Raw genomic sequence first — 18,291 nt, forward strand, 5'->3', positions numbered from 1 at the left:
TACACGTTCGGGTGATTCAGGAGGCGCCGCGGACCAGCATGGTCAGGGCGTCGCCGATGCCCGTGCCGCCGGTCGCGCCGGTCGCCAGCCTGCGTAGTTGCAGGCCGGCGAGCAGCGCGACCACCGGCCCGGCGAGGCGGTCGGGATCGGCGACGCCCAGGCCGGTGAGCACGGTCCGGGCGATCTGGTCGTAGGCGGCGAAGCAGTCCGCGGCCGCGTCGCGCAGGTCCGGGTCGCGGCCCGCCTGGATGTACAGCTCGAGCGGCGCGAGCTCCTCGTCGCGGCCGAAGGTCGTGCTCTCCGCGACCTGCTCGACGATGACCGCCGCGTCGGCCAGCGAGACCGGCCCGACCTGCGCCTGGGCGAGCGCCGCCAGTCGTTCGGTCTCCTCGCGCACGAACAGCAGCAGGGCCTCGCGCTGCAGGTCACGCTGGGTTTCGAAGTGGTAGGTGATCGAGCCGAGCGACACCCCGGCCGCCTTCGCGACCCGCCGGTTGGTCACCCCGGCAACCCCTTCGGCGCCGATCACCCGCAGCACCGCGCGCAGGATGCGTTCGCGCGTGCCCTCGCTCATGCGATCACGGCCGTTGGCGGCGTCTTCTCGAACCACCGCTCGACGGCCTCGACCTGCGCGGCGAGGGAGATCAGCAGCTCCTCGCCGTCGGCAGGGCCGAGCAGTTGGGCGCCTAGCGGCAGGCCGTCCGGCGTGAAGCCGGCGGGCACGTTCATGCCCGGCCAGCCGAGCACGTTCCACGGCCACGCGAACGGGCACGCGCCGATCACCGCGCGGTCGGTCTGCCAGCCCCGCAGGCCGTCGATGGCGCCGATCGGCAGCGGCGGCAGCGCGGTCGTCGGCGTCAGCAGCACGTCCACGCGGTCGAAGACCCGGCCGATCCGGCGCTGGAAGAACCCGAGCGACCGGCGGGAGAGCGCGAGGGCGCGCCCGGCCAGGTAGCGGCCGCTGCGGCTGTTGTCGCGCGTGCGGTGGTCGAGCAGGGCCGGGTCGGGCACGCGGCCGTACCACTCGTGCAGGCCGGCGAGCGAGCGCGGCAGGAAGTTCAGGCCGATCAGGCCGTAGTCGGGCTCGACCCGGATCACCTCGTGGCCGAGGTCGGCGAGCACCCGCGCCATCCGCCGGATCGCGGCCAGCACGTGGGGGTGCAGGCGGATCCGCACGCCGGTGAACGCGGGGCGCACCGAGAGCCCGATGCGGAGGCGTTTTGGCTCCTGACCTGCGGCTTTTCGGAAATTGTCGGTGCCTGCGAGTACATCCATCAGCAACGCGGCGTCACCGACGCGGCGGGCGAGTGGACCGGAGGTGGTGATGCCGTTGAAGAGTTCTTGGTAGGGCAACGCGGACAGTCGACCGCGCTGCGGCTTGATGCCGACCAGGTGGCTCCACGCCGCCGGGATCCGGATCGAGCCCGCGCCGTCCGATCCGACCGCGGCCGGGACGATGCCCGCGGCGACCGCGGCAGCCGATCCGCCGGACGACCCGCCAGGCGTGTGACCGAGGTTCCAGGGGTTGCGGGTGGCCCCGAAAGCCGCGCCCTCGGTGACGGGCCACTGGCCGAACTCCGGCGTGTTGGTCTTGCCGATGATCACCGCGCCCGACGCCTTGAGCAGGCGGATGATCTCCGCGTCCTGCTCCTCGGCGGGGAAGTCGCCCGCGCAGCCGAATGCGGTCGGCTCGCCGGCGAGGTGGGTGTCGTCCTTGATCGCGACGGGCACGCCCAGCAGCGGTGCGCGCTTCCCGTCGGCCAGCCGGCGGTCGGCCTCGGCGGCATCGGCGAGGGCCTGCTCGCGGCGGATGCGGCGGAAGGCGTTCAGCGTGGGCTGGGTGTCCTCGGCCGCGCGCAAGGCGGTGCGCACGAGGTCGGTCGACGTGGTCTCGCCGTCGGCGAGCGCCGTGGCCAGCTGCTCGAGTCCGGGAAATCCGTGGCCGCCGTCGGATCCGTCGCCCATGCCGGGTGCCTCCCGTCGCCGACTGTTCGTTCGAACGAACAGTAACGGCCGGTGTGGTGCCGGGAAAGGGCGCGCGCGAAAATGCCGTCGATGGATACCTCGACTCGACGGCGTGGCAGGCGTCAGCAGGCACGCTTGTGGCGGGTGCCGGTGCGGCGCGTGCGATCGCTGACCCCGCGCATGGTCCGGATCACCGTCGGCGGTGACGAGCTCGCCGACTTCCCGGCGACCGGGACCGACCAGAACGTGATGCTCTACTTCTACGACGACGACGTCGAGTTGCCCGAGCCGCTGACGCTCGAGGCCGCGCGCGGCATGTGGTCACGGGTGCGCCCCACCATGCGCAGCTACACGATCAGCGGGCACGACCCGGCCGCAGGCGAGATCGACTTCGATTTCGTGCTGCACGACGCCGGTCCCGCGTCCGCGTGGGCGGCCGCGGCCGAGCCCGGTGACCAGCTGATCTTCGTCGGTCCGTCGCCCAACTACACACCGGATCCCGACGCCGACTGGTACCTGCTGGCCGGGGACGAGACCGCCATCCCGGCGATCGCGGCGACGCTGCGCGAGCTGCCGGCGGGCAAACGCGCGCTCGTGTTCGTCGAGGTGACCGACGTCACCGACGAGCAGCCGCTGCCCACCGCGGCCGACGCGGAGGTCCGCTGGCTGCACCGCGGTGCGACCGCCGCCGGGCAAAGCGACGTGCTCGTCGAGGCCGTGCGTGCGGCCGAGTTCCCGGACGGCCAGGCCGACGCGTGGATCGGCACCGAGCGGTCCGCCCTCGTGGCGGTCCGCCAATACCTGCTTGGCGAGCTGGGCATGCCACGGGCGAATGTGCGGGCCACCACGTACTGGCGGCACGGCGAAGCAGGCAACTGAGGAACCGGACCGGCCCGAAAGTCGTTGACGCAAAGGAACTACCAGCGCTTTCGAAGGAGGCGGGCACCGTGCACCGGCACTACAACGGGCTCAAGACCGCCGTCCTGCTCGGCGGGCTCAGCGCGCTGATCATCGCGATCAGTTCGCTCTTCGGCCGGGGTGCGCTGGTGATCGGCCTGCTGGTGGCGCTGGGCATGAACGCCTACGCGTACTTCAACTCCGACAAGCTGGCGTTGCGGGCGATGCGGGCGCGTCCGGTGTCGCAGGCCGAGCAGCCCGCGATGTACCGGATCGTGCGGGAGCTCGCGACCGTGGCCCGCCAGCCGATGCCGCGGCTCTACCTCAGCCCGACCCAGGCGCCGAACGCGTTCGCCACGGGCCGCAACCCGCGCAACGCGGCGGTCTGCTGCACCGCCGGCATCCTCGACCTGCTGGACGAGCGGGAGCTGCGCGCGGTGCTCGGGCACGAGCTGTCGCACGTCTACAACCGCGACATCCTGATCTCGTGCGTGGCCGGGGCACTGGCCAGCGCCGTGTCGTTCCTGGCCAACATCGCGATCTTCGCCGGCATCTTCGGCGGCGACGACGATGACCGGCCGAACATCCTGTTCATGCTGTTGATCGCGATCCTCGGCCCGGTCGCCGCGACCATCGTGCAGATGGCGGTGAGCCGGTCGCGGGAGTACCAGGCCGACGAGTCGGGTGCCCAGCTGACCGGCGACCCGCTGGCGCTCGCGTCCGCGCTGCGCAAGCTGGAGTACGGCACCCAGGCCGCGCCCCTGGCGCCCGAACCGGCGCTGGTCTCGCAGTCGCACCTGATGATCGCGAGCCCGTTCCGGCCCGGCGAGCGGGGCGTGAAGCTCTTTTCCACCCACCCGCCCATCCAGGACCGGATCCGCCGCCTCGAAGAGATGGCGCGCAGGACCAGCTAGCCGGTGGCGCCGGCCGACTGTGCGACGTTCATCACGTACTCGCCGTAGCCCGACTTCGCCAGCTTCGCGCCGAGCGCGTAGCACGTGTCCGCGTCGATGAACCCCATGCGCAGCGCCACCTCTTCCAGGCACGCGATGCGCACGCCGGTGCGGTGCTCGAGCACCTGCACGAACTGCCCGGCCTCGAGCAGCGAGTCGTGGGTGCCGGTGTCCAGCCACGCGAAGCCGCGGCCCAGGTTCACCAGCCGCGCCTTGCCCTGGCGCAGGTAGGTCATGTTGACGTCGGTGATCTCCAGTTCGCCGCGCGCCGAGGGCCGCAGCGAGCGCGCGATCTCCACGACCTGGTTGTCGTAGAAGTAGAGCCCGGTGATCGCCGTGTTCGAGCGCGGGCGTGCGGGCTTCTCCTCGATCGAGATGAGGGTGCCCTCGGCGTCGACCTCGCCGACGCCGTAGCGGTGGGCGTCCTTGACCGGGTAGCCGAACAGCACCGCGCCGTCCAAAGTGGACGCAGACTCGCGCAGTGTCCCCGAGAAGCCCGGCCCGTAGAAGATGTTGTCGCCGAGCACCAGGGCGACGTCGTCGTCGCCGACGAACGGCGCGCCGATCACGAACGCCTCGGCCAGGCCGTTGGGCTGCGGCTGCTCGGCGTAGTCGATGGACAGCCCGAACTGGTCACCGCTGCCGAGCAGGCGCCGGAAGCTCGGCAGGTCGTCGGGCGTCGAGATGATCAGGATCTCCCGGATCCCGGCCAGCATCAGCACCGAGAGCGGGTAGTAGATCATCGGCTTGTCGTAGACGGGCAGCAGCTGCTTGGACACCGCCTGCGTGATCGGGTGCAACCGGGTCCCACTGCCCCCGGCGAGCACGATTCCCTTCACTGTGCGGGTCCCTTCCCGAAGCTTGCGTGGCACACGTGGTCCGGCCCGAAGTCCGCCGCGATCTCCAGCACGTTCTTGCCACCGTCGACGGCCAGGATGGCCGAGCTGAAGTTCGGGCATGGGTCGTTCGCCGGATTCGGTACCACCACCGGAGCAGGCAGCGGGTACCACGGACCGGTCCCGTTGTGGTCATTCGCCAGGAGCGTCCCGCCGTTACCGGGTGCGGGCCTGCCGTGCGCGTCGACGTAGATCTGGCCGACGGTGAGCAGGCGGCCGTCGGGCATCAGCGTGATGGTGTGGGCGTGCTGGAAGTAGTGCCCGTCCTTCGTCATCACGCGGGTGCCGACGTCGAGCGGATCGCCCCAGCCGGCGCCGTCCGCGGAGATCCGGGTGTACGAGCCGCAGACCGTGGGCTTGAGGTTGCAGATCTCGTAGCTCATCAGGTAGCGGCCGTCCGGCAGCTGCCGCACGATCGGCATGCCGGGCCGGACCGGGTCCGGCGGCATCCGCAGGGTCTCCTGCTTCGGTCCCCAGTGGATGCCGTCCGCGCTGGCCTGGCGCGCGACGACCTGGCTGTAGACCGGCGCCTCGGTCTCGTCGGCGACGTGGCAGATCAGCTCGCCGTTCGCGTCGACGGAGAACTCCGGCTCCCACTTGCCGTCGTGGTTGGGCGAGCGGGTCACCTCGGACAGGAACGTCCAGGTGGCGCCGTGGTCGTAGCTGGCGTGCACGCGGATGGCGACGCGGCGGTTCGGGCCGCCGTCCTGCCCCATGCTCGCCGCCCACAGCAGCGTGCCCTCGGGCAGCGCGCCGACCCGGCGCGGCAGCTCGAACAGGGTCGCGCAGCACTGCCCCTTCCAGCCTTCGGCGTCACGCACGATGCCGAGCAGGTGGAAGGTCGCGCCCTCGTCGGTGCTCTCCAGGATCGGGCTGAACTTGCCGGACGCGTCCGAGCTCGTGACCGAGGCGAGGATGCGGCCGTTGGCCGGTCCGGAGTGCTCGAGTCTGATCAACCGCGGGTAGATGCCCAGGCCGTCGACCAGCCGCGCCGGCTGGGGCGCGGCCGAGGCCGGGCTGAGCCCGCAGGCGAGCAGGACCAGGCAGAGCGCCGCGGCGAGGACTCGCATCTACCTAACGGTAATTGGTGAATTGCAGAGCGATGCCGAAGTCGGAGTTCTTCAGCAGGGCGATGACGTCCTGGAGCTGGTCCTTCTTCTTGCCGGACACGCGCAGCTGGTCGCCCTGGATCTGCGCCTGGACGCCCTTCGGGCCTTCGTCGCGGATCTTCTTGGAGATCTCCTTGGCCTTGTCCGAGGCGATGCCCTGCACGAGGGTGCCGGTGACCTTGTAGATCTTGCCCGAGGCGGCCGGTTCGCCGACCTCGAAGGCCTTCAGCGAGATGTTGCGCTTGATCAACTTCTCCTTGAAGACGTCGATCGCGGCCTTGCAGCGCTCTTCGGTCTCGGCCTGGATCGTGATGGCTTCCTCGCCCGCCCAGGCGACGCTCGCCCCGGTGCCCCGGAAGTCGAACCGCGTGGAGAGCTCCTTGCCCGCCTGGTTGAGCGCGTTGTCCACCTCCTGCCGGTCGACCTTGCTCACGACGTCGAACGACGGGTCAGCCACGTTGTCACGCACCTTCACCTCGGGGTTGGATGTCGCGGATGCTACCTGCGCGGCGCCCGGGGATACCGGTTGGCGACCCCGAACCACCGTTGGGTATGGTTTCCGCCGTCCGGTCGACGCCGGACGATCACGGCGGGTTGCCCGAGTGGTCAAAGGGAGCAGACTGTAAATCTGTCGGCTTAGCCTACGAAGGTTCGAACCCTTCACCCGCCACATGCAGGACGATCAACGCCCTGACCTGGAACAACAGGTCAGGGCGTTGATCTTTGTACGCCACCGTCAGCGGTAAGCCCTGGCCTGCGTTTCGTACAGGTCGTGGTAGTGGCCCTCGGCGGCGTGCAGGTGGTCGTGGGTGCCTTGTTCGACGATGCGGCCCCGGTCCATGACCACGATCCAGTCGGCGGTGCGGACGTTGGCCAGGCGGTGGGTAACCAGGATCGTCGTCCTGTTCGTGCCTGCGGCGCGCAGCGCGGCGAAGACGCGGGCCTCGGCCTTGGCGTCCAGGGCCGCGGTCGGCTCGTCGGCCACCAGGATCGGGGCGGCGCGGTAGATGCCGCGGGCGATCGCAATGCGCTGCCACTGGCCACCGGAGAGGTCTTGGCCGTTGTGGAAGCGGCGCGACAGCACGGTGTCCGGGCCGTCCGGCAAGGCGGCCAGCACCTCGTCGGCGCCTGAGGCGGTCAATGCGTGGTGCCAATGGGCATCGGGCACGCGCTTGTCGTGGCGGCCGATGCGGATGGCGTGTTCCGCGGTCATGGGCCACTCCGCCGGGGCCTGCGCGATGACCGCGACCCGCTCGTGCACGGTGTCGGGATCGGCGGCGGCCACGTCGACGTCGTCCCAGTGGACCGTGCCGCCGCCGGCCGGGTACAGGCCGGTGATCAGCTTCGCCAGCGTCGTCTTGCCCGAGCCGTTCTCGCCGACCAAGGCGATCACCTGGCCGCGGCGGATGGTCAGGTCGACGTCGCGGACCGCGGGCCGGTGCTGGCCGGGATAGGCGAACGACACGGCGGTCAGCCGGATGACGGCGGGGTCGGCGGGTGCGGTGCTCCCGGTGCGACGCTCGGCTCGGCGGGCGGCCTCGGTCAGCAGGCGCGCGTGCAACTCCACCTCGGGCGCGCTCTCGTGGATCAGGTCCACGGTCCGCAGGCACGCGGTCAACGCCGCCGACGCCGCACGGACCGCCAGCACGGCGGTCCCGGCCACGCCCAACGGCAGCGAACCCGTCCACAGCAACAACACCAGCACCCCGTAGGCCGCCGCGGTGCCCACGCCGGACACCGCGCGCCCGGCCAGCCGGACCAGCGCGGTGCGCCGCGCCAGCCGGGTCTCCTCGCGGGCGAGGTCGGCGGTCAGCGCCCGGTGCTCGCGCAGGAGTCGTTCCCGCAACACCAAAGCGTGCCGTTCCACCGCGAACCGGCGCGCGGTCGCCGCCTCGGCCACCACCGACTTGGTCATCCGCCGGGTCACGGTGTCGAGGAAGTGCCAGCGGCCCAGCCGGGACGCGCGCACCGACGCCCAGCCGTCGGCGGCCGCGGCGAGGGCGAGCACGACCGCGAGCCGCGGGTCGATCACCGCCGCCGCCACCACCGCGGCGGTCATCGACACCACGGCCGAGATCAGCTGGGTGGCCGACCGCACGCTGGACGCGATGGCCTCCAGGCCGTCGGAACTCGCGCGCCGCACCAGTTCCTGGAACTCGGCGTCCTCGAAGCTGATCAGCGACACGCGGGCCGCCGCGGCGGTGACCGCGTCCTCCGCGGACCGGGCCACCGCCGGGCGCAGGCTCGCCTCCACGGCCGAGACCGCCGAGTCCAGGAAGGCCCGCGCCGCCACGGCCGCCACCACCACCGCGAGCACCGGCAACGATGCCGACAACCGTTGTGGTGTCGGCGAATCCTGCAGCAACGCGGTGAACACCTGGGTGGTGGCCAGCAAGCCGAACGCGGTCACGGCGCCCGAGACCACCTGGAGCACCACCGCCGTGGCGGTCAGCACCCGCGACGCGCGCCACGCCAGCGCACCGATCGTCGCGACCACCGACGGGACCGCCCGCATCGAGCGCAACAGGCCCGCGGACGCGACCTCCGCGCTCGCCTTCGCCCACTCCGGCACCGCCAGCCGATCCACCGGCAGCAATCGAACCCGATCCATTGGAAACCCCCGGAGAATGTGTCGATGGCCGCACTCTAACGGCGAATGTGCCTGATAAAAAAGTGCGGTTCCGGGCGGATCGAAATCAATTTATTAATTAACAAAAAAGAGGGCGGCCCGTCGTTGAACCGGCGGGCCGCCCTCGATCATCACAGCGTCTTCAAGAAGTCGGCGAGCATGCCGGGCTGGTACGAGCCCGCCGGGGTGCGCGTGATGATGTTCATGCGGTTGGCCGCGTTGATCATCGCCACCAGGCACACCAGGGCGGCCATCTGCTCGTCGTCGAAGTGCTTCTGGGCCACGGCCCAGGTTTCGTCCGAGACCCCGCGGTGGTGGTCGGCGATGCGGGTGCCTTCCTCGGTCAGCGCCAGGGCCGCGCGCTCCGCGTCGGTGAAAACGGTCGCGTCCCGCCAGGCGGCGATCATGTTCAGGCGCTCCTGCGTCTCACCCGCCGCGGTCGCGTCCTTGGTGTGCATGTCGGTGCAGAAGCCGCAGCCGTTGATCTGGCTGGCCCTGATCTGCACCAGCAGTTGCGTCGACTCCGGCAGCGCCGAGTGGCTGATCGTCAGGCTGGCGTTGGCGAAGCGCTTCGCGAACTTGCCGCCGACTTCGCTCTCCATCATGTTGATCCGGGCGTTCATGTCGATCCCTCTCTCGCGGTGGACGACCACGAGATGCCGGCGACCCGGATTTTGTGACAGTGATGCGCGCCACTCACGACCCGCGGAGGCGAGATCACTGCGCCGACCACAGTGCGACGAGTTGCTCGCCGCGCTCGGTGAGCCGGTAGACGACGTGCCGCCCGGCCCGCGCACGCGTGACCACCCCGGCCGCACGCAGCACCGCGAGGTGGCTGCTCACCGTGCCCAGCGAGACGGACAACGCCTGGGCGAGCTGTGAACTCGTTGCCGGGTGGGCGAGTTCGCGCACCACCCGCGCCCGGCCCGCACCCAGCAACGCGGCCATGGAGGCGGACTCCGACGCCGGCGTCGCCGTCCCGCGCGCCGGGTACACGAGCGCGAACCGCGGCGGCCGCTCACACGTCCACCAGCCGCCGCCGGTGGTGCGCGGCACGAAGATCAGCCCCTCGTCGCCGATCCACCGGTCCGGGATGTCCTTGTCGCTGAACCGGATCGCGCTCTCGCCGACCCAGATCGGCCGGTCCCGCATGCTTTCCACGGTCTGCTTCCAGCCGTAGACGGCCAGCAGCCCCGCCCGGTGCATGACGTCGCGCTCCAGCACGGCCCGCCGCCGCGGCCAGTCCGGCTCGACGAAGAGCTCCCAGCCGGACCGGAACACCTCGGCGACCCGCGGCCCGAGCCCGTCGGCCGAGAGCCAGCCGACGTCCTGGGGCTGCCAGCTCGCCGCCACCGAGTCCGCCACCGAGGCCCGAACCTGGGCATCCGGATGGGCGGCCACGTCCGCGAGCTCATCGGCGAGCCGGGTGCGCATGCCACCGCGCGGGGGCACGGTCACGAAGTCGGGCAACCACTTCGTGGCGGCCACCAACGGCAGCAGGCCCGACGCCACCGGGTCACGCGCCAGCCAGGCGCGGTACGCATCCTGGTGCGCGGCGTGCCAGGCCGCGAGCCAGGGCTGGGGCGACGGGCGGTGCAACGTGATCAAGGCGCCAAGCGTCTCGACGAACGGGGAGATGGCGAACCGGCACCGGGCGAGGGCGGTGGGGCTGAGCCGCAGCAAGGTCATGGTTGCGCCTTTCGTCGCAAGGTTAGCTTGGCGGAGGCCTGCCTGGGCAGGCTCGCGCGGTGTTCACGCCTGCGTTCCGCGGCTTCCACGCCGGTCGCCTCGTTTCGCTGCTCGGCAGCGCGATGACGCCCGTCGCCCTGGCCCTGGCCGTGCTCGACGCCTCCGGCGAACCAGGTGACCTGGGCATCGTGCTGGCCGCCCAGCTCGTGCCCAACCTCGCGTTGTTGCTGGTCGGCGGGGCCGTCGCCGACCGGTGGCCGCGCCGGGCCGTGCTGGTGGCGGCGAACCTCGGCGCCGGTCTCACCCAGGGCGTGGTGGCCGCGGTGTTGCTCACCGGGCACTACAGCCTGCCACTGCTCGCGGGGATCGAGCTGGCCAACGGTGCGCTGCAAGCGTTCACCATGCCCGCGCTGCGCGGGATCCTCCCGGAGCTGGTCGGACCGGCCGAACTGCAACGCGCGAACGCCGCACTGGCCGCCGCGGCCAACGCGGCCAAGATCTTCGGCCCGACGGCGGCCGGGCTGCTGTCGGCCACGGTCGGCGGCGGCTGGGCGATCGCGCTGGACGCCCTCAGCTTCCTCGGCGCCGCAACGCTTCTGGCCCGGTTGCGGATCGCCGCGAAGCCGGCGGTGGTCGCCCGGCAAGGCCTGCGGGCCGACCTGCGCGACGGCTGGCGCGTGTTCCGCGGCATCCGGTGGGTCTGGGTGACCACGCTGGCGTTCTTCGTGATCAACCTGGTCAACACCGGCCCGTGGCAGATCCTCGGCCCGCTGCTGACCACCCAGCGCAGCGGCCAGGCGTCGTGGGGGCTGGTGCTCAGCGCACGCGCGGTCGGCCTGCTGGTGATGAGCGTGGTGCTGAGCCGCATGGCGTTGCGGAACCCGTTGCGGGCCGGGCAATGCGCGGGTGCGCTCGGCGGCCTCGGGTTGGTCGGCCTCGGCCTCGGGCTGCCCGCTCCGTGGGTGATGGCGTGCGCGTTCCTCGCCGGGCTCGGGTTCACCACGCTGGGCGTCACGTGGGACACCGCCGTGCAGCACCACGTGCCGAACGACGCCCTTTCCCGGGTCTGCGCGTACAGCGACCTGCTGTCGTACGCGGCCATCCCGGCCGGTCAGCTCATGGTCGGGCCGGCGGCCGACCACTGGGGTGGGGCGGCGGTGGCGTTGTGCTGCGGGCTGGCGTTCGCGGTCGCCGCGCTGGCGCCGCTGGCCGTGCGAGACGTCCGGGAACTGCGCGCTCCCGAGGTCGCCGGTGTGCCACGATCGCGCAGTGCGTGAATTGGGGCGAATTCGGGCGCTGGCCGCCGAGCTGGCCGCCGCAGCCACCGAGGATCAACTGCGGTCCCTCAAAGGTCGCTGCGACGACCCGACGCTGCGCGAGTGGACGTACCTGCCCGGCGACCGGCCTGGCCTTTCCTTCGAGCACATGACGGCCGAGCAACGCGAACTGGCCCACGAGCTGATCGCCGCGACGCACAGTGAGGCCGGCGCGGAACTGGCCCGGGGTGTGATCGAGGTCGAGCGGATGCGGCGGCAGCTGGCCACCGGCACGCAGGATGTCGGGCCGGACAAGTACTGGTTCCGCGTGTACGGCGACCCGGCGTTCGACGATCCGGGCGGCGCGGCGCCCTGGGGCTGGCGGGTCAACGGTCACCACCTCGCGGTGCACGCCATCGTGGTCGGCGACCGGCTGACGGTCACGCCGCACTTCATCGGCGCCGAACCGGCCGAGGTCAATGGGCGAAGGATCCTCGGGCCGGACGAGGACGCGGCGCGTGCCCTGCTCACCGCGCTCGACGAGGACCAGCGCCGGGCGGCCGTCTTCGCCGCCGAACCGCCCGACGACATCCTGACCCGCGACGACCCGGCCGCCGACCCGAGCGTGCTGCCGGCGGGGTTGCGCCGGACCGATATGACGGCGCCACAACAGGAAATGCTCGACGCGCTCACGCGCCGCTACCTCGACCGCGCCCCGAAGCCCTACGCCGACGCGGTGTGGGCCGAGCTGGATCGCGACCTGCTGCGGTTCGCGTGGGCGGGCGGGACCGAGCGCGGCGACCGGCACTACTACTGCGTCGCCGGTGGCGACGTGCTGATCGAGTACGACAACCAGCAGGACGACGGCAACCACGCCCACTCGGTCTGGCGGCACCTGCGCGACGACTGGGGCGGCGACCTGCTGCGCGCCCACTACGCCAAGGGACACAACGCGGACACGACCGCCTGATAGGTCTCCTCGACCGACTGGCCGCGTGTCTCGATGACGGTGGCCGCCGGGCGGTCCCGCACGAACGACGTCAGATCGCCGTAGATCTTGTTCAGCAGGGAAACCCCGCCGTGCTCGGCCATGATCTCGTCGACCGGGTTCGGCGGCCGGGCGCTCCACCGCGCGTGCAGGTCGTCGTAGTCGGTGAGCAGGACGAGCTCGCGGTAGTCGGCACCCGCGGCCGCGGCGGCCGCCTCGAACCGGTCGATCTCCGACAGCTTGGCCACCAGTTGCGGCATCACGACATCGTTGCCGCCGCGCAGGTGCGTCTCGGCCATGCCGATCGCCAGGGCGCGCGCCGGGCCGAGGGTCTGCCAGAAGTTCTGCCGCCAGCCGCCGATCAGGCCGACCACCCGGTCGGTGTCGAGGTTGAGCACGCCGGGGTGGCGGTCGGCGTAGAGCTGGGCGACGGTCGACTTGCCGATGCCGGAGGGCCCGTTCAGATGGATCAAGGTCGGCACTGTTGCGACCCTAAACCCCGCCGGACACTAGCTTTGGTCCCATGCGCCTGTTCGTCGTGGATTCCTTCACCGCAGAACCGTTCCGTGGCAACCCGGCCGGTGTCGTCCTGCTCACCGAGCCGCGCGACGCGACGTGGATGCAGCGCGTCGCCGAGGAGCTGAAGCACTCGGAGACAGCGTTCGTCGACGTGACCGGCGGCGCAGGCGAGGACAGTGGTCCGCTGCCGTTGCGCTGGTTCACCCCGGCCGTCGAGGTGGACCTCTGCGGGCACGCCACCCTCGCCGCCGCGCACGTGCTCGGCGGCGAGCGGACGTTCACGACCCGCAGCGGCGAGCTGCACTGCCGTCCCGGCAAGAACGGCACGATCACGATGGACTTCCCCGCGGACCGGCCGGCGCCGGCCGACCCGAGCGCCGAGCTGGCGCACGCGCTGCCGGGGGTGACGATCGAGGGCGTGGTGCGCGGCCGCGACGACCTGCTCGTGCGGATCAAGGACCTCGACGAGCTGCGTGCCCTCCAGCCGGACCTCGCGGCCATCGCCGGGATCGAGGCCCGCGGCGTGGTGGTCACCGCGCACGGCACCGACGGGGCGGACTTCGCGAGCCGCTGCTTCTACCCGGGCGCGGGCGTCCCGGAGGACCCGGTGACGGGCTCGGCGCACTGCCTGCTGTGCTGCTACTGGTCGGCCGAGCTGGGGCGGCGCGACCTCGTCGGGCACCAGCTGTCGGCCCGCGGTGGCGTGGTCGCGGTGTCCGACGAGGGCGAGCGCGTGCGGATCGGCGGCGAAGCGGTGACCGTGCTGGAAGGCACACTCGACGTGTGATCACAAGGACCTGAACGGGCGATCCAAGACCTCGGACAGTCGCCGCGACCCCCTGGTTTCGTCGCCTGGTCGGGGTACAGTGACATGCCCGTCGGGGGGTTGCGGTGGGTCTCCAAGTTGACGCCGGCTGAGGAGGGGTGCATGTCGGAGCAGCCGGTGGACCCGGACCCCGATGCCACCCAGGAGTTCCCGATCCAGCACTGGTCGTCGCTCGACCCGGTGCCGGACGAGCCGTCCGACGCCAAGCGCCCCTTTCTGACCTACTCGGTCATCGTCTTCGTGATCGCCGCCGCGGCCGCCGTGCTGGCGGCGTGGCTGCTGCCGGACCGGACCGTCGAGCACCCCGTGCTCACCGGGCTCGCCCTCACCGCGGGTTTCCTGGTCGCGGAGCAGCTCGCGGTCAACATCGACGTGCGCACCGGTGTCTCGTGGTCGATCTCCTTCACCGAGATCCCGCTGGTCATCGGCCTGTTCGTGGCGCCGTTCGAGGTGGTGCTGATCGCCCACCTGGTGGCGGGCGTCGGCACGCTGATGATCCGTGGCGTGCGCGACCGCCTGCTCTACAACTCCGGTGCGATGGCGTTGGAGATCGTGAGCGCGTTCGTCGTCGCCTACGCCGCGGTCCAGGTCATCGGCCCGCACGGCCCGCCGTGGGCGCCGGTGCTGATCGGCGCGCTCGCCGCGCCGGTGTCCTCGACGCTGCTCGCGCTGGTCACCGTGCGCGTGCTCGGCCGGCGGATGCGCCTGGGCGCCGCGGTCCGGCTGACCCTGCGCATCCTCGTGCTCGGCCTGGTCAACGCGTCCGTCGGCGTCGTCGGTTACGGGATCGCCTCGCACGCACCGGCCGGCTGGCTGCTGGTCACCATCACCGTCGGCGGGCTGATGGCGTTGTACCTGGCCTACTCCGGGCTGCTGCGCGACCAGCGCGACCTCGAGGCGTTGTCCGAGCTGAGCCTGACCGTCGCGCGCTCCGGGCACCAGGCCGTGTTGCGCCCGGCCGCCGGGCTGGTCGAGCCGGAGCCCGTCCTCGGCGGCAGCGACGACTGGCAGGGCGTCGCCGACCGCATCCGCGACCAGCTGGGTGCGGCACGCGTCGTGCTGCGCCTCGGCATCGACCGGCCGGAGGGCGAGTCGCTCGTCGTGTCCGGCGACGACCTTCCCGAAGGTGGTGACCTGCCCAGCCGGGGTGATCCGTTCCGGCGGTTGCCTGGCGCGCACGTGCGCCACTTCCGCCGGATCGACTCCGTGCCCGACGTGCGGCACGAGCTCGTGCGCCGCGGTGCCGACGAGGCCCTCGTGGTGCCGCTGCGCAGCGCGAACCACCTGCTGGGCCTGATCGAGGCGCACGACAAGCAGTCCCGCTGGCGGGGGTTCGGCACCGCCGACATCCGGCTGATCGGCACCACGGCGAGCCACCTGGCCACCGCCCTGGACAACCGCAGGCTGCTCGCGACCCTGCGCCACGACGCCTACCACGACCCGCTGACCGGCCTGTTCAACCGGCCCGGCTTCCGGCAGGCCGCGGCCGCCGAGCTGAAGAACCTCGACAAGGCCGTCGTGTTGCGGGTCGACCTCGACGTGCTGTCCACGATCAGCGACGCGCTGGGCTACGCGTGGGCCGACCGGATGGTCGTCGCGGCGGGCCGGCGCATCCGCGACACCCTGGGCAAGGACGCCCCGCTGGCCCGGCTGGAGGGCGGCGCGTTCGCCGTGCTGCTCGCCGGCCACGACACCGAGCAGGCCCACCAGGTCGCCGAACGCCTGCGTGCCGGGCTCGCCATGCCCTACCCGGTCGACCGGCTCACCGTCGAGGCCGCCGCGGTCGTCGGCTACTGCTCGTCGGACTGCGAGGACGCCGAGAAGGACGACGTCGACGGCCTGCTGCAACGCGCCGACGTCGCCCTGCGCGCGGCCCGCAACGCGGGGGACACCGCGCGCGGCTACCTGCCGAGCATGGGCCAGATCTTCATGCGCCGCTTCCAGCTGGTCAGCCAGTTCCGGCAGGCCCTGGAGACCGACCAGGTGCAGGTGCACTACCAGCCGAAGATGTCGTTGCCCAACCGCACGGTCTTCGGCGTCGAGGCGCTGGTGCGCTGGACGCACCCGGAGTTCGGCAAGCTCGGCCCCGACGAGTTCGTGCCCGCCGTCGAGGCGGCCGGTCTGGTCGACGCGCTGACCGACTTCGTGATGGACCAGTCGCTGGGCAAGGTGCGCGACTGGATGGACCGCGGCTTCCGCATCTCCGCCGCCGTGAACCTGTCGGTGCGCAGCCTCGCCGACGCCGAGTTCCCCGACCGCGTGAGCGCCGCGCTGACCCGCTGGAAGGTGCCGCCGGAGCTGCTCACGTTCGAGCTGACCGAGTCGGGGGTCATGGCCGACCCGCAGCGCGCGCTGCCGGTGCTGCGGCGGCTCTCGGACCTCGGCGTGACGCTGGCCGTGGACGACTTCGGCACCGGCTACTCGTCGCTGGCCTACCTGCGGCAGCTGCCGGTGGACGAGGTGAAGATCGACAAGAGCTTCGTCTTCGGCATGGGCACCGACCTGGGTGACCTCGCCGTGGTGCGCTCGATCGTCGAGCTGGGCCACTCGCTGGGGCTCACGGTGGTGGCCGAGGGCGTGGAGGACGACGCCGCCCGCGACCAGCTGGCCGGGATGGGCTGCGACGTCGCGCAGGGCTACCTGATCTCGCGGCCGTTGTCCGCCAGCCGGTTGGAGGCCTGGTTGCAGGCGCGGACCACGCAGTCCAAGGGCCTGCGCGATGAGACGGTGCTCACCTTGCTGACCTAGGTGGGACCCCCGATTTCAACTCTGTGGCGAGTCCCTGTAGAGTCCTCCTCGCTCAAGCAAGCCGAGCAAGCCCCTTTAGCTCAGTCGGCAGAGCGTCTCCATGGTAAGGAGAAGGTCTACGGTTCGATTCCGTAAAGGGGCTCCATGACTACAGCCGCGGCGCAGTACCTGAGCGTCGCGGCCGTGTCATGTGAGGCGGTGTAGCTCAGTCGGTAGAGCAAGCGGCTCATAATCGCTGTGTCGCCGGTTCAAGTCCGGCCACCGCTACACACGAGAGCGCGGGGGAATCCCGAGACCGCTCGCGCCGTTGTACCAAGGGCTCCCACCCCGAGTGGGAACGCTGACGAGGAAAGGTTAGTGCTGTGGCTTCCACTGACGTGCGGCCGAAGATCACTCTGGCGTGCGAGGAGTGCAAGCACCGCAACTACATCACCAAGAAGAACCGGCGCAACGACCCGGACCGTCTTGAGATGAAGAAGTTCTGCCCGAACTGCGGAACGCACCGCCTGCACAAGGAAACTCGCTGAGACCATCTCCCTCCCGCGGAGATAACTGACGCAAGGCCGTCCCAGACGTGGGGCGGCCTTCGTCATGTCTTCTCCTAGTAACCTTCGCGGGTGCCACTTGACCAGTCGTTCGTCGGACGCGTGTACCCGCCGACGGCCACCTACGAGGTGAGCCGCGCGAAGATCAAGGAGTTCGCCGACGCCGTCGGCGACGCGAACCCGCTCTACCGCGACCCGGAAGCCGCCCGGGCCGCCGGGTTCCCTGACGTGATCGCCCCGCCCACGTTCCTCACGGTCGTCAACCTCGAGGCGATCAACGCCATCGTCAGCGACCCCGAACTCGGCCTCGACTACGGCCGGATGGTGCACGGCGACCAGAGCTTCGCCTACGAGCGGCCGGTGCACGCCGGCGACGTGCTCGCGGTGACCACGACGGTCGCCGAGATCATGAACCGGGCGGGCAACGACTTCATCACCATGCGAGGCGACGTGCGTGACGCGGACGACGCCCTCGTGGTCACCGTGCAGGCTCAGCTCGTGGTGAGGGGCGCCGAATGAACATCACCGAGGGTGCGGAGCTGCCGCCGCTGACCGTCACCGTGACCCGCGAGAACCTCGTGCGATACGCCGGTGCCTCGCTGGACTTCAACCCGATCCACTGGAACGAGCGCTTCGCCCGCGAAGTGGGCCTGCCCGACGTCATCGCGCACGGGATGCTGACCATGGCGCTGGCCGGGCGCATCGTCACCGACTGGCTCGACGACCCGGCGCGCCTGGTGTCGTACTACACCCGTTTCACGCGCCCAGTGGTGGTGCCGGACGACGGCGTCGGCGCGACCGTGGAGTTCACCGCGAAGGTGGCCAAGGTGCTCGACGACGGCACCGCCCAGGTGGCCATCACGGCCAAGTTCGACGGGAAAGCCGTGCTGGGCAAGGCAACCGCGGTCGTGCGGAGCTGAGACCCGCACCACCGCCGTCGCTTCAGTTGTTGCCGAGTGCGGCCACCCAGATGATGCAGATCACCAGGCCGATCACGGACACGACCAGCCCGGCGGTGGCCAGGCCCTTGTTGGTGGCCCGGCCCTTGCTGGCGTGGCTCATCCCGATGGCGGACAGCACGATGCCGATGATCACCAGCGGCCACGCGATCACGCCGATGACCGGGATGAAGCTGAACACCAGCCCGACGAGCCCGCAGACGAAGCCCGCGGTGCCCATGCCGTTGCTGGGTGCCTGCTGACCGCTCGGGGACGCGCTCATGGATCTCCCTCGTTCGTCGGTGTCCTCAAGGGACCTCATACCCATTCAAC

At 71.1% G+C, this 18,291-nt stretch carries 19 protein-coding genes and 3 tRNA genes; 12 read left to right on the top strand and 10 right to left on the bottom strand.

Annotation, left to right across the window (positions count from 1 at the left end; genetic code table 11):
• Positions 1 to 16 precede the first annotated feature (16 nt).
• Both EV186_RS08090 and EV186_RS08095 read right to left on the bottom strand, forming a co-directional pair.
• Entirely contained in the window at positions 17 to 574 is a 558-nt protein-coding gene (locus EV186_RS08090; protein ID WP_133848375.1) for a TetR/AcrR family transcriptional regulator, read from the bottom strand.
• Entirely contained in the window at positions 571 to 1,965 is a 1,395-nt protein-coding gene (locus EV186_RS08095) for an amidase (RefSeq protein WP_133848376.1), read from the bottom strand. The genes EV186_RS08090 and EV186_RS08095 overlap by 4 nt, the downstream gene beginning before the upstream one ends.
• Positions 1,966 to 2,055: 90 nt before the next feature.
• Here EV186_RS08095 and EV186_RS08100 point away from each other — a divergent pair, with 90 nt between their 5' ends.
• Positions 2,056 to 2,844: a siderophore-interacting protein gene (locus EV186_RS08100; RefSeq protein ID WP_133848377.1), complete on the top strand. Its 789-nt coding sequence runs from the start codon at positions 2,056 to 2,058 to the stop codon at positions 2,842 to 2,844.
• A gap of 68 nt (positions 2,845 to 2,912) precedes the next feature.
• Positions 2,913 to 3,776, top strand: a complete 864-nt coding sequence (gene htpX / locus EV186_RS08105; RefSeq protein ID WP_133848378.1) for a zinc metalloprotease HtpX — start codon at positions 2,913 to 2,915, stop codon at positions 3,774 to 3,776.
• Here the strand turns inward: htpX and rfbA are convergent.
• Genes rfbA through EV186_RS08120 form a run of 3 tightly spaced genes read right to left on the bottom strand, consistent with a single transcriptional unit; the run spans position 3,773 to position 6,277 of the window.
• Complete coding sequence (rfbA, locus tag EV186_RS08110) at positions 3,773 to 4,654, bottom strand: glucose-1-phosphate thymidylyltransferase RfbA (protein ID WP_133848379.1); 882 nt, start codon at positions 4,652 to 4,654, stop codon at positions 3,773 to 3,775. The genes htpX and rfbA overlap by 4 nt on opposite strands.
• Positions 4,651 to 5,781, bottom strand: a complete 1,131-nt coding sequence (locus tag EV186_RS08115; RefSeq protein WP_133848380.1) for a sialidase family protein — start codon at positions 5,779 to 5,781, stop codon at positions 4,651 to 4,653. Before EV186_RS08115 ends, rfbA begins: the two co-directional genes overlap by 4 nt.
• A gap of 4 nt (positions 5,782 to 5,785) precedes the next feature.
• Entirely contained in the window at positions 5,786 to 6,277 is a 492-nt protein-coding gene (locus EV186_RS08120) for a YajQ family cyclic di-GMP-binding protein (protein ID WP_133848381.1), read from the bottom strand.
• Between the two features lie 131 nt (positions 6,278 to 6,408).
• Here EV186_RS08120 and EV186_RS08125 point away from each other — a divergent pair.
• Positions 6,409 to 6,490, top strand: a tRNA-Tyr gene (locus EV186_RS08125).
• A 66-nt stretch (positions 6,491 to 6,556) separates the two neighbouring features.
• Here EV186_RS08125 and EV186_RS40440 read toward each other — a convergent pair.
• The 3 genes from EV186_RS40440 to EV186_RS08140 form a co-directional block, all read right to left on the bottom strand.
• A complete protein-coding gene (locus tag EV186_RS40440; protein WP_133848382.1) occupies positions 6,557 to 8,431 on the bottom strand; it encodes an ABC transporter ATP-binding protein in 1,875 nt (624 codons plus the stop codon).
• A 149-nt stretch (positions 8,432 to 8,580) separates the two neighbouring features.
• Positions 8,581 to 9,072, bottom strand: a complete 492-nt coding sequence (locus tag EV186_RS08135; RefSeq protein WP_133848383.1) for a carboxymuconolactone decarboxylase family protein — start codon at positions 9,070 to 9,072, stop codon at positions 8,581 to 8,583.
• Between the two features lie 94 nt (positions 9,073 to 9,166).
• A complete protein-coding gene (locus tag EV186_RS08140) occupies positions 9,167 to 10,138 on the bottom strand; it encodes a winged helix-turn-helix domain-containing protein (protein WP_133848384.1) in 972 nt (323 codons plus the stop codon).
• Positions 10,139 to 10,197: 59 nt separating this feature from the next.
• Between EV186_RS08140 and EV186_RS08145 the strand changes: the two genes are divergently transcribed.
• Positions 10,198 to 11,415 carry an MFS transporter gene (locus tag EV186_RS08145; RefSeq protein ID WP_133848385.1) on the top strand — a complete coding sequence of 406 codons (1,218 nt, stop codon included), beginning with the start codon at positions 10,198 to 10,200 and terminating at the stop codon, positions 11,413 to 11,415.
• Positions 11,408 to 12,364, top strand: coding sequence for a DUF3500 domain-containing protein (locus EV186_RS08150; RefSeq protein WP_208115499.1), 957 nt, complete (start codon positions 11,408 to 11,410; stop codon positions 12,362 to 12,364). Before EV186_RS08145 ends, EV186_RS08150 begins: the two co-directional genes overlap by 8 nt.
• On the opposite strand, the gene EV186_RS08155 is transcribed toward EV186_RS08150, so the two are convergent.
• Positions 12,328 to 12,864, bottom strand: a complete 537-nt coding sequence (locus tag EV186_RS08155; RefSeq protein WP_133848387.1) for an AAA family ATPase — start codon at positions 12,862 to 12,864, stop codon at positions 12,328 to 12,330. The genes EV186_RS08150 and EV186_RS08155 overlap by 37 nt on opposite strands.
• A gap of 41 nt (positions 12,865 to 12,905) precedes the next feature.
• Here EV186_RS08155 and EV186_RS08160 point away from each other — a divergent pair, with 41 nt between their 5' ends.
• The 7 genes from EV186_RS08160 to EV186_RS08190 all read left to right on the top strand — a co-directional run bounded on the left by EV186_RS08160 (position 12,906) and on the right by EV186_RS08190 (position 17,940).
• Positions 12,906 to 13,688, top strand: coding sequence for a PhzF family phenazine biosynthesis protein (locus tag EV186_RS08160; protein WP_133848388.1), 783 nt, complete (start codon positions 12,906 to 12,908; stop codon positions 13,686 to 13,688).
• Between the two features lie 141 nt (positions 13,689 to 13,829).
• On the top strand, positions 13,830 to 16,475 hold the full coding sequence (locus EV186_RS08165; protein ID WP_133848389.1) for a putative bifunctional diguanylate cyclase/phosphodiesterase: 2,646 nt from the start codon (positions 13,830 to 13,832) through the stop codon (positions 16,473 to 16,475).
• Between the two features lie 69 nt (positions 16,476 to 16,544).
• Positions 16,545 to 16,620, top strand: a tRNA-Thr gene (locus EV186_RS08170).
• 49 nt (positions 16,621 to 16,669) lie between these two features.
• Positions 16,670 to 16,742: transfer RNA gene (locus EV186_RS08175), tRNA-Met, on the top strand.
• Positions 16,743 to 16,837: 95 nt separating this feature from the next.
• Positions 16,838 to 17,002: a 50S ribosomal protein L33 gene (gene rpmG, locus EV186_RS08180; RefSeq protein WP_133848390.1), complete on the top strand. Its 165-nt coding sequence runs from the start codon at positions 16,838 to 16,840 to the stop codon at positions 17,000 to 17,002.
• Between the two features lie 90 nt (positions 17,003 to 17,092).
• The gene (locus EV186_RS08185; protein ID WP_133848391.1) at positions 17,093 to 17,539 is read left to right on the top strand and encodes a MaoC family dehydratase N-terminal domain-containing protein; all 447 of its coding nucleotides are present in this window, start codon (positions 17,093 to 17,095) and stop codon (positions 17,537 to 17,539) included.
• On the top strand, positions 17,536 to 17,940 hold the full coding sequence (locus EV186_RS08190) for a MaoC family dehydratase (protein WP_133848392.1): 405 nt from the start codon (positions 17,536 to 17,538) through the stop codon (positions 17,938 to 17,940). The genes EV186_RS08185 and EV186_RS08190 overlap by 4 nt, the downstream gene beginning before the upstream one ends.
• Before the next feature lie 22 nt (positions 17,941 to 17,962).
• Here the strand turns inward: EV186_RS08190 and EV186_RS08195 are convergent, their stop codons facing one another.
• On the bottom strand, positions 17,963 to 18,241 hold the full coding sequence (locus EV186_RS08195) for a hypothetical protein (RefSeq protein WP_243753878.1): 279 nt from the start codon (positions 18,239 to 18,241) through the stop codon (positions 17,963 to 17,965).
• Positions 18,242 to 18,291 lie beyond the last annotated feature (50 nt).

The sequence above is a fragment of the Labedaea rhizosphaerae genome (assembly GCF_004362825.1).
GTDB lineage: Bacteria > Actinomycetota > Actinomycetes > Mycobacteriales > Pseudonocardiaceae > Labedaea > Labedaea rhizosphaerae.

Bases quoted from the DNA above. Each gene is read 5' to 3' on its own strand.
- EV186_RS08090 (WP_133848375.1), bottom strand. From the start codon at position 574: ATGAGCGAGGGCACGCGCGAACGCATCCTGCGCGCGGTGCTGCGGGTG.
- EV186_RS08095 (WP_133848376.1), bottom strand. From the start codon at position 1,965: ATGGGCGACGGATCCGACGGCGGCCACGGATTTCCCGGACTCGAGCAG.
- EV186_RS08100 (WP_133848377.1), top strand. From the start codon at position 2,056: ATGGATACCTCGACTCGACGGCGTGGCAGGCGTCAGCAGGCACGCTTG.
- EV186_RS08115 (WP_133848380.1), bottom strand. From the start codon at position 5,781: ATGCGAGTCCTCGCCGCGGCGCTCTGCCTGGTCCTGCTCGCCTGCGGG.
- EV186_RS40440 (WP_133848382.1), bottom strand. From the start codon at position 8,431: ATGGATCGGGTTCGATTGCTGCCGGTGGATCGGCTGGCGGTGCCGGAG.
- EV186_RS08135 (WP_133848383.1), bottom strand. From the start codon at position 9,072: ATGAACGCCCGGATCAACATGATGGAGAGCGAAGTCGGCGGCAAGTTC.
- EV186_RS08140 (WP_133848384.1), bottom strand. From the start codon at position 10,138: ATGACCTTGCTGCGGCTCAGCCCCACCGCCCTCGCCCGGTGCCGGTTC.
- EV186_RS08160 (WP_133848388.1), top strand. From the start codon at position 12,906: ATGCGCCTGTTCGTCGTGGATTCCTTCACCGCAGAACCGTTCCGTGGC.
- EV186_RS08165 (WP_133848389.1), top strand. From the start codon at position 13,830: ATGTCGGAGCAGCCGGTGGACCCGGACCCCGATGCCACCCAGGAGTTC.
- EV186_RS08190 (WP_133848392.1), top strand. From the start codon at position 17,536: ATGAACATCACCGAGGGTGCGGAGCTGCCGCCGCTGACCGTCACCGTG.
- EV186_RS08195 (WP_243753878.1), bottom strand. From the start codon at position 18,241: ATGAGCGCGTCCCCGAGCGGTCAGCAGGCACCCAGCAACGGCATGGGC.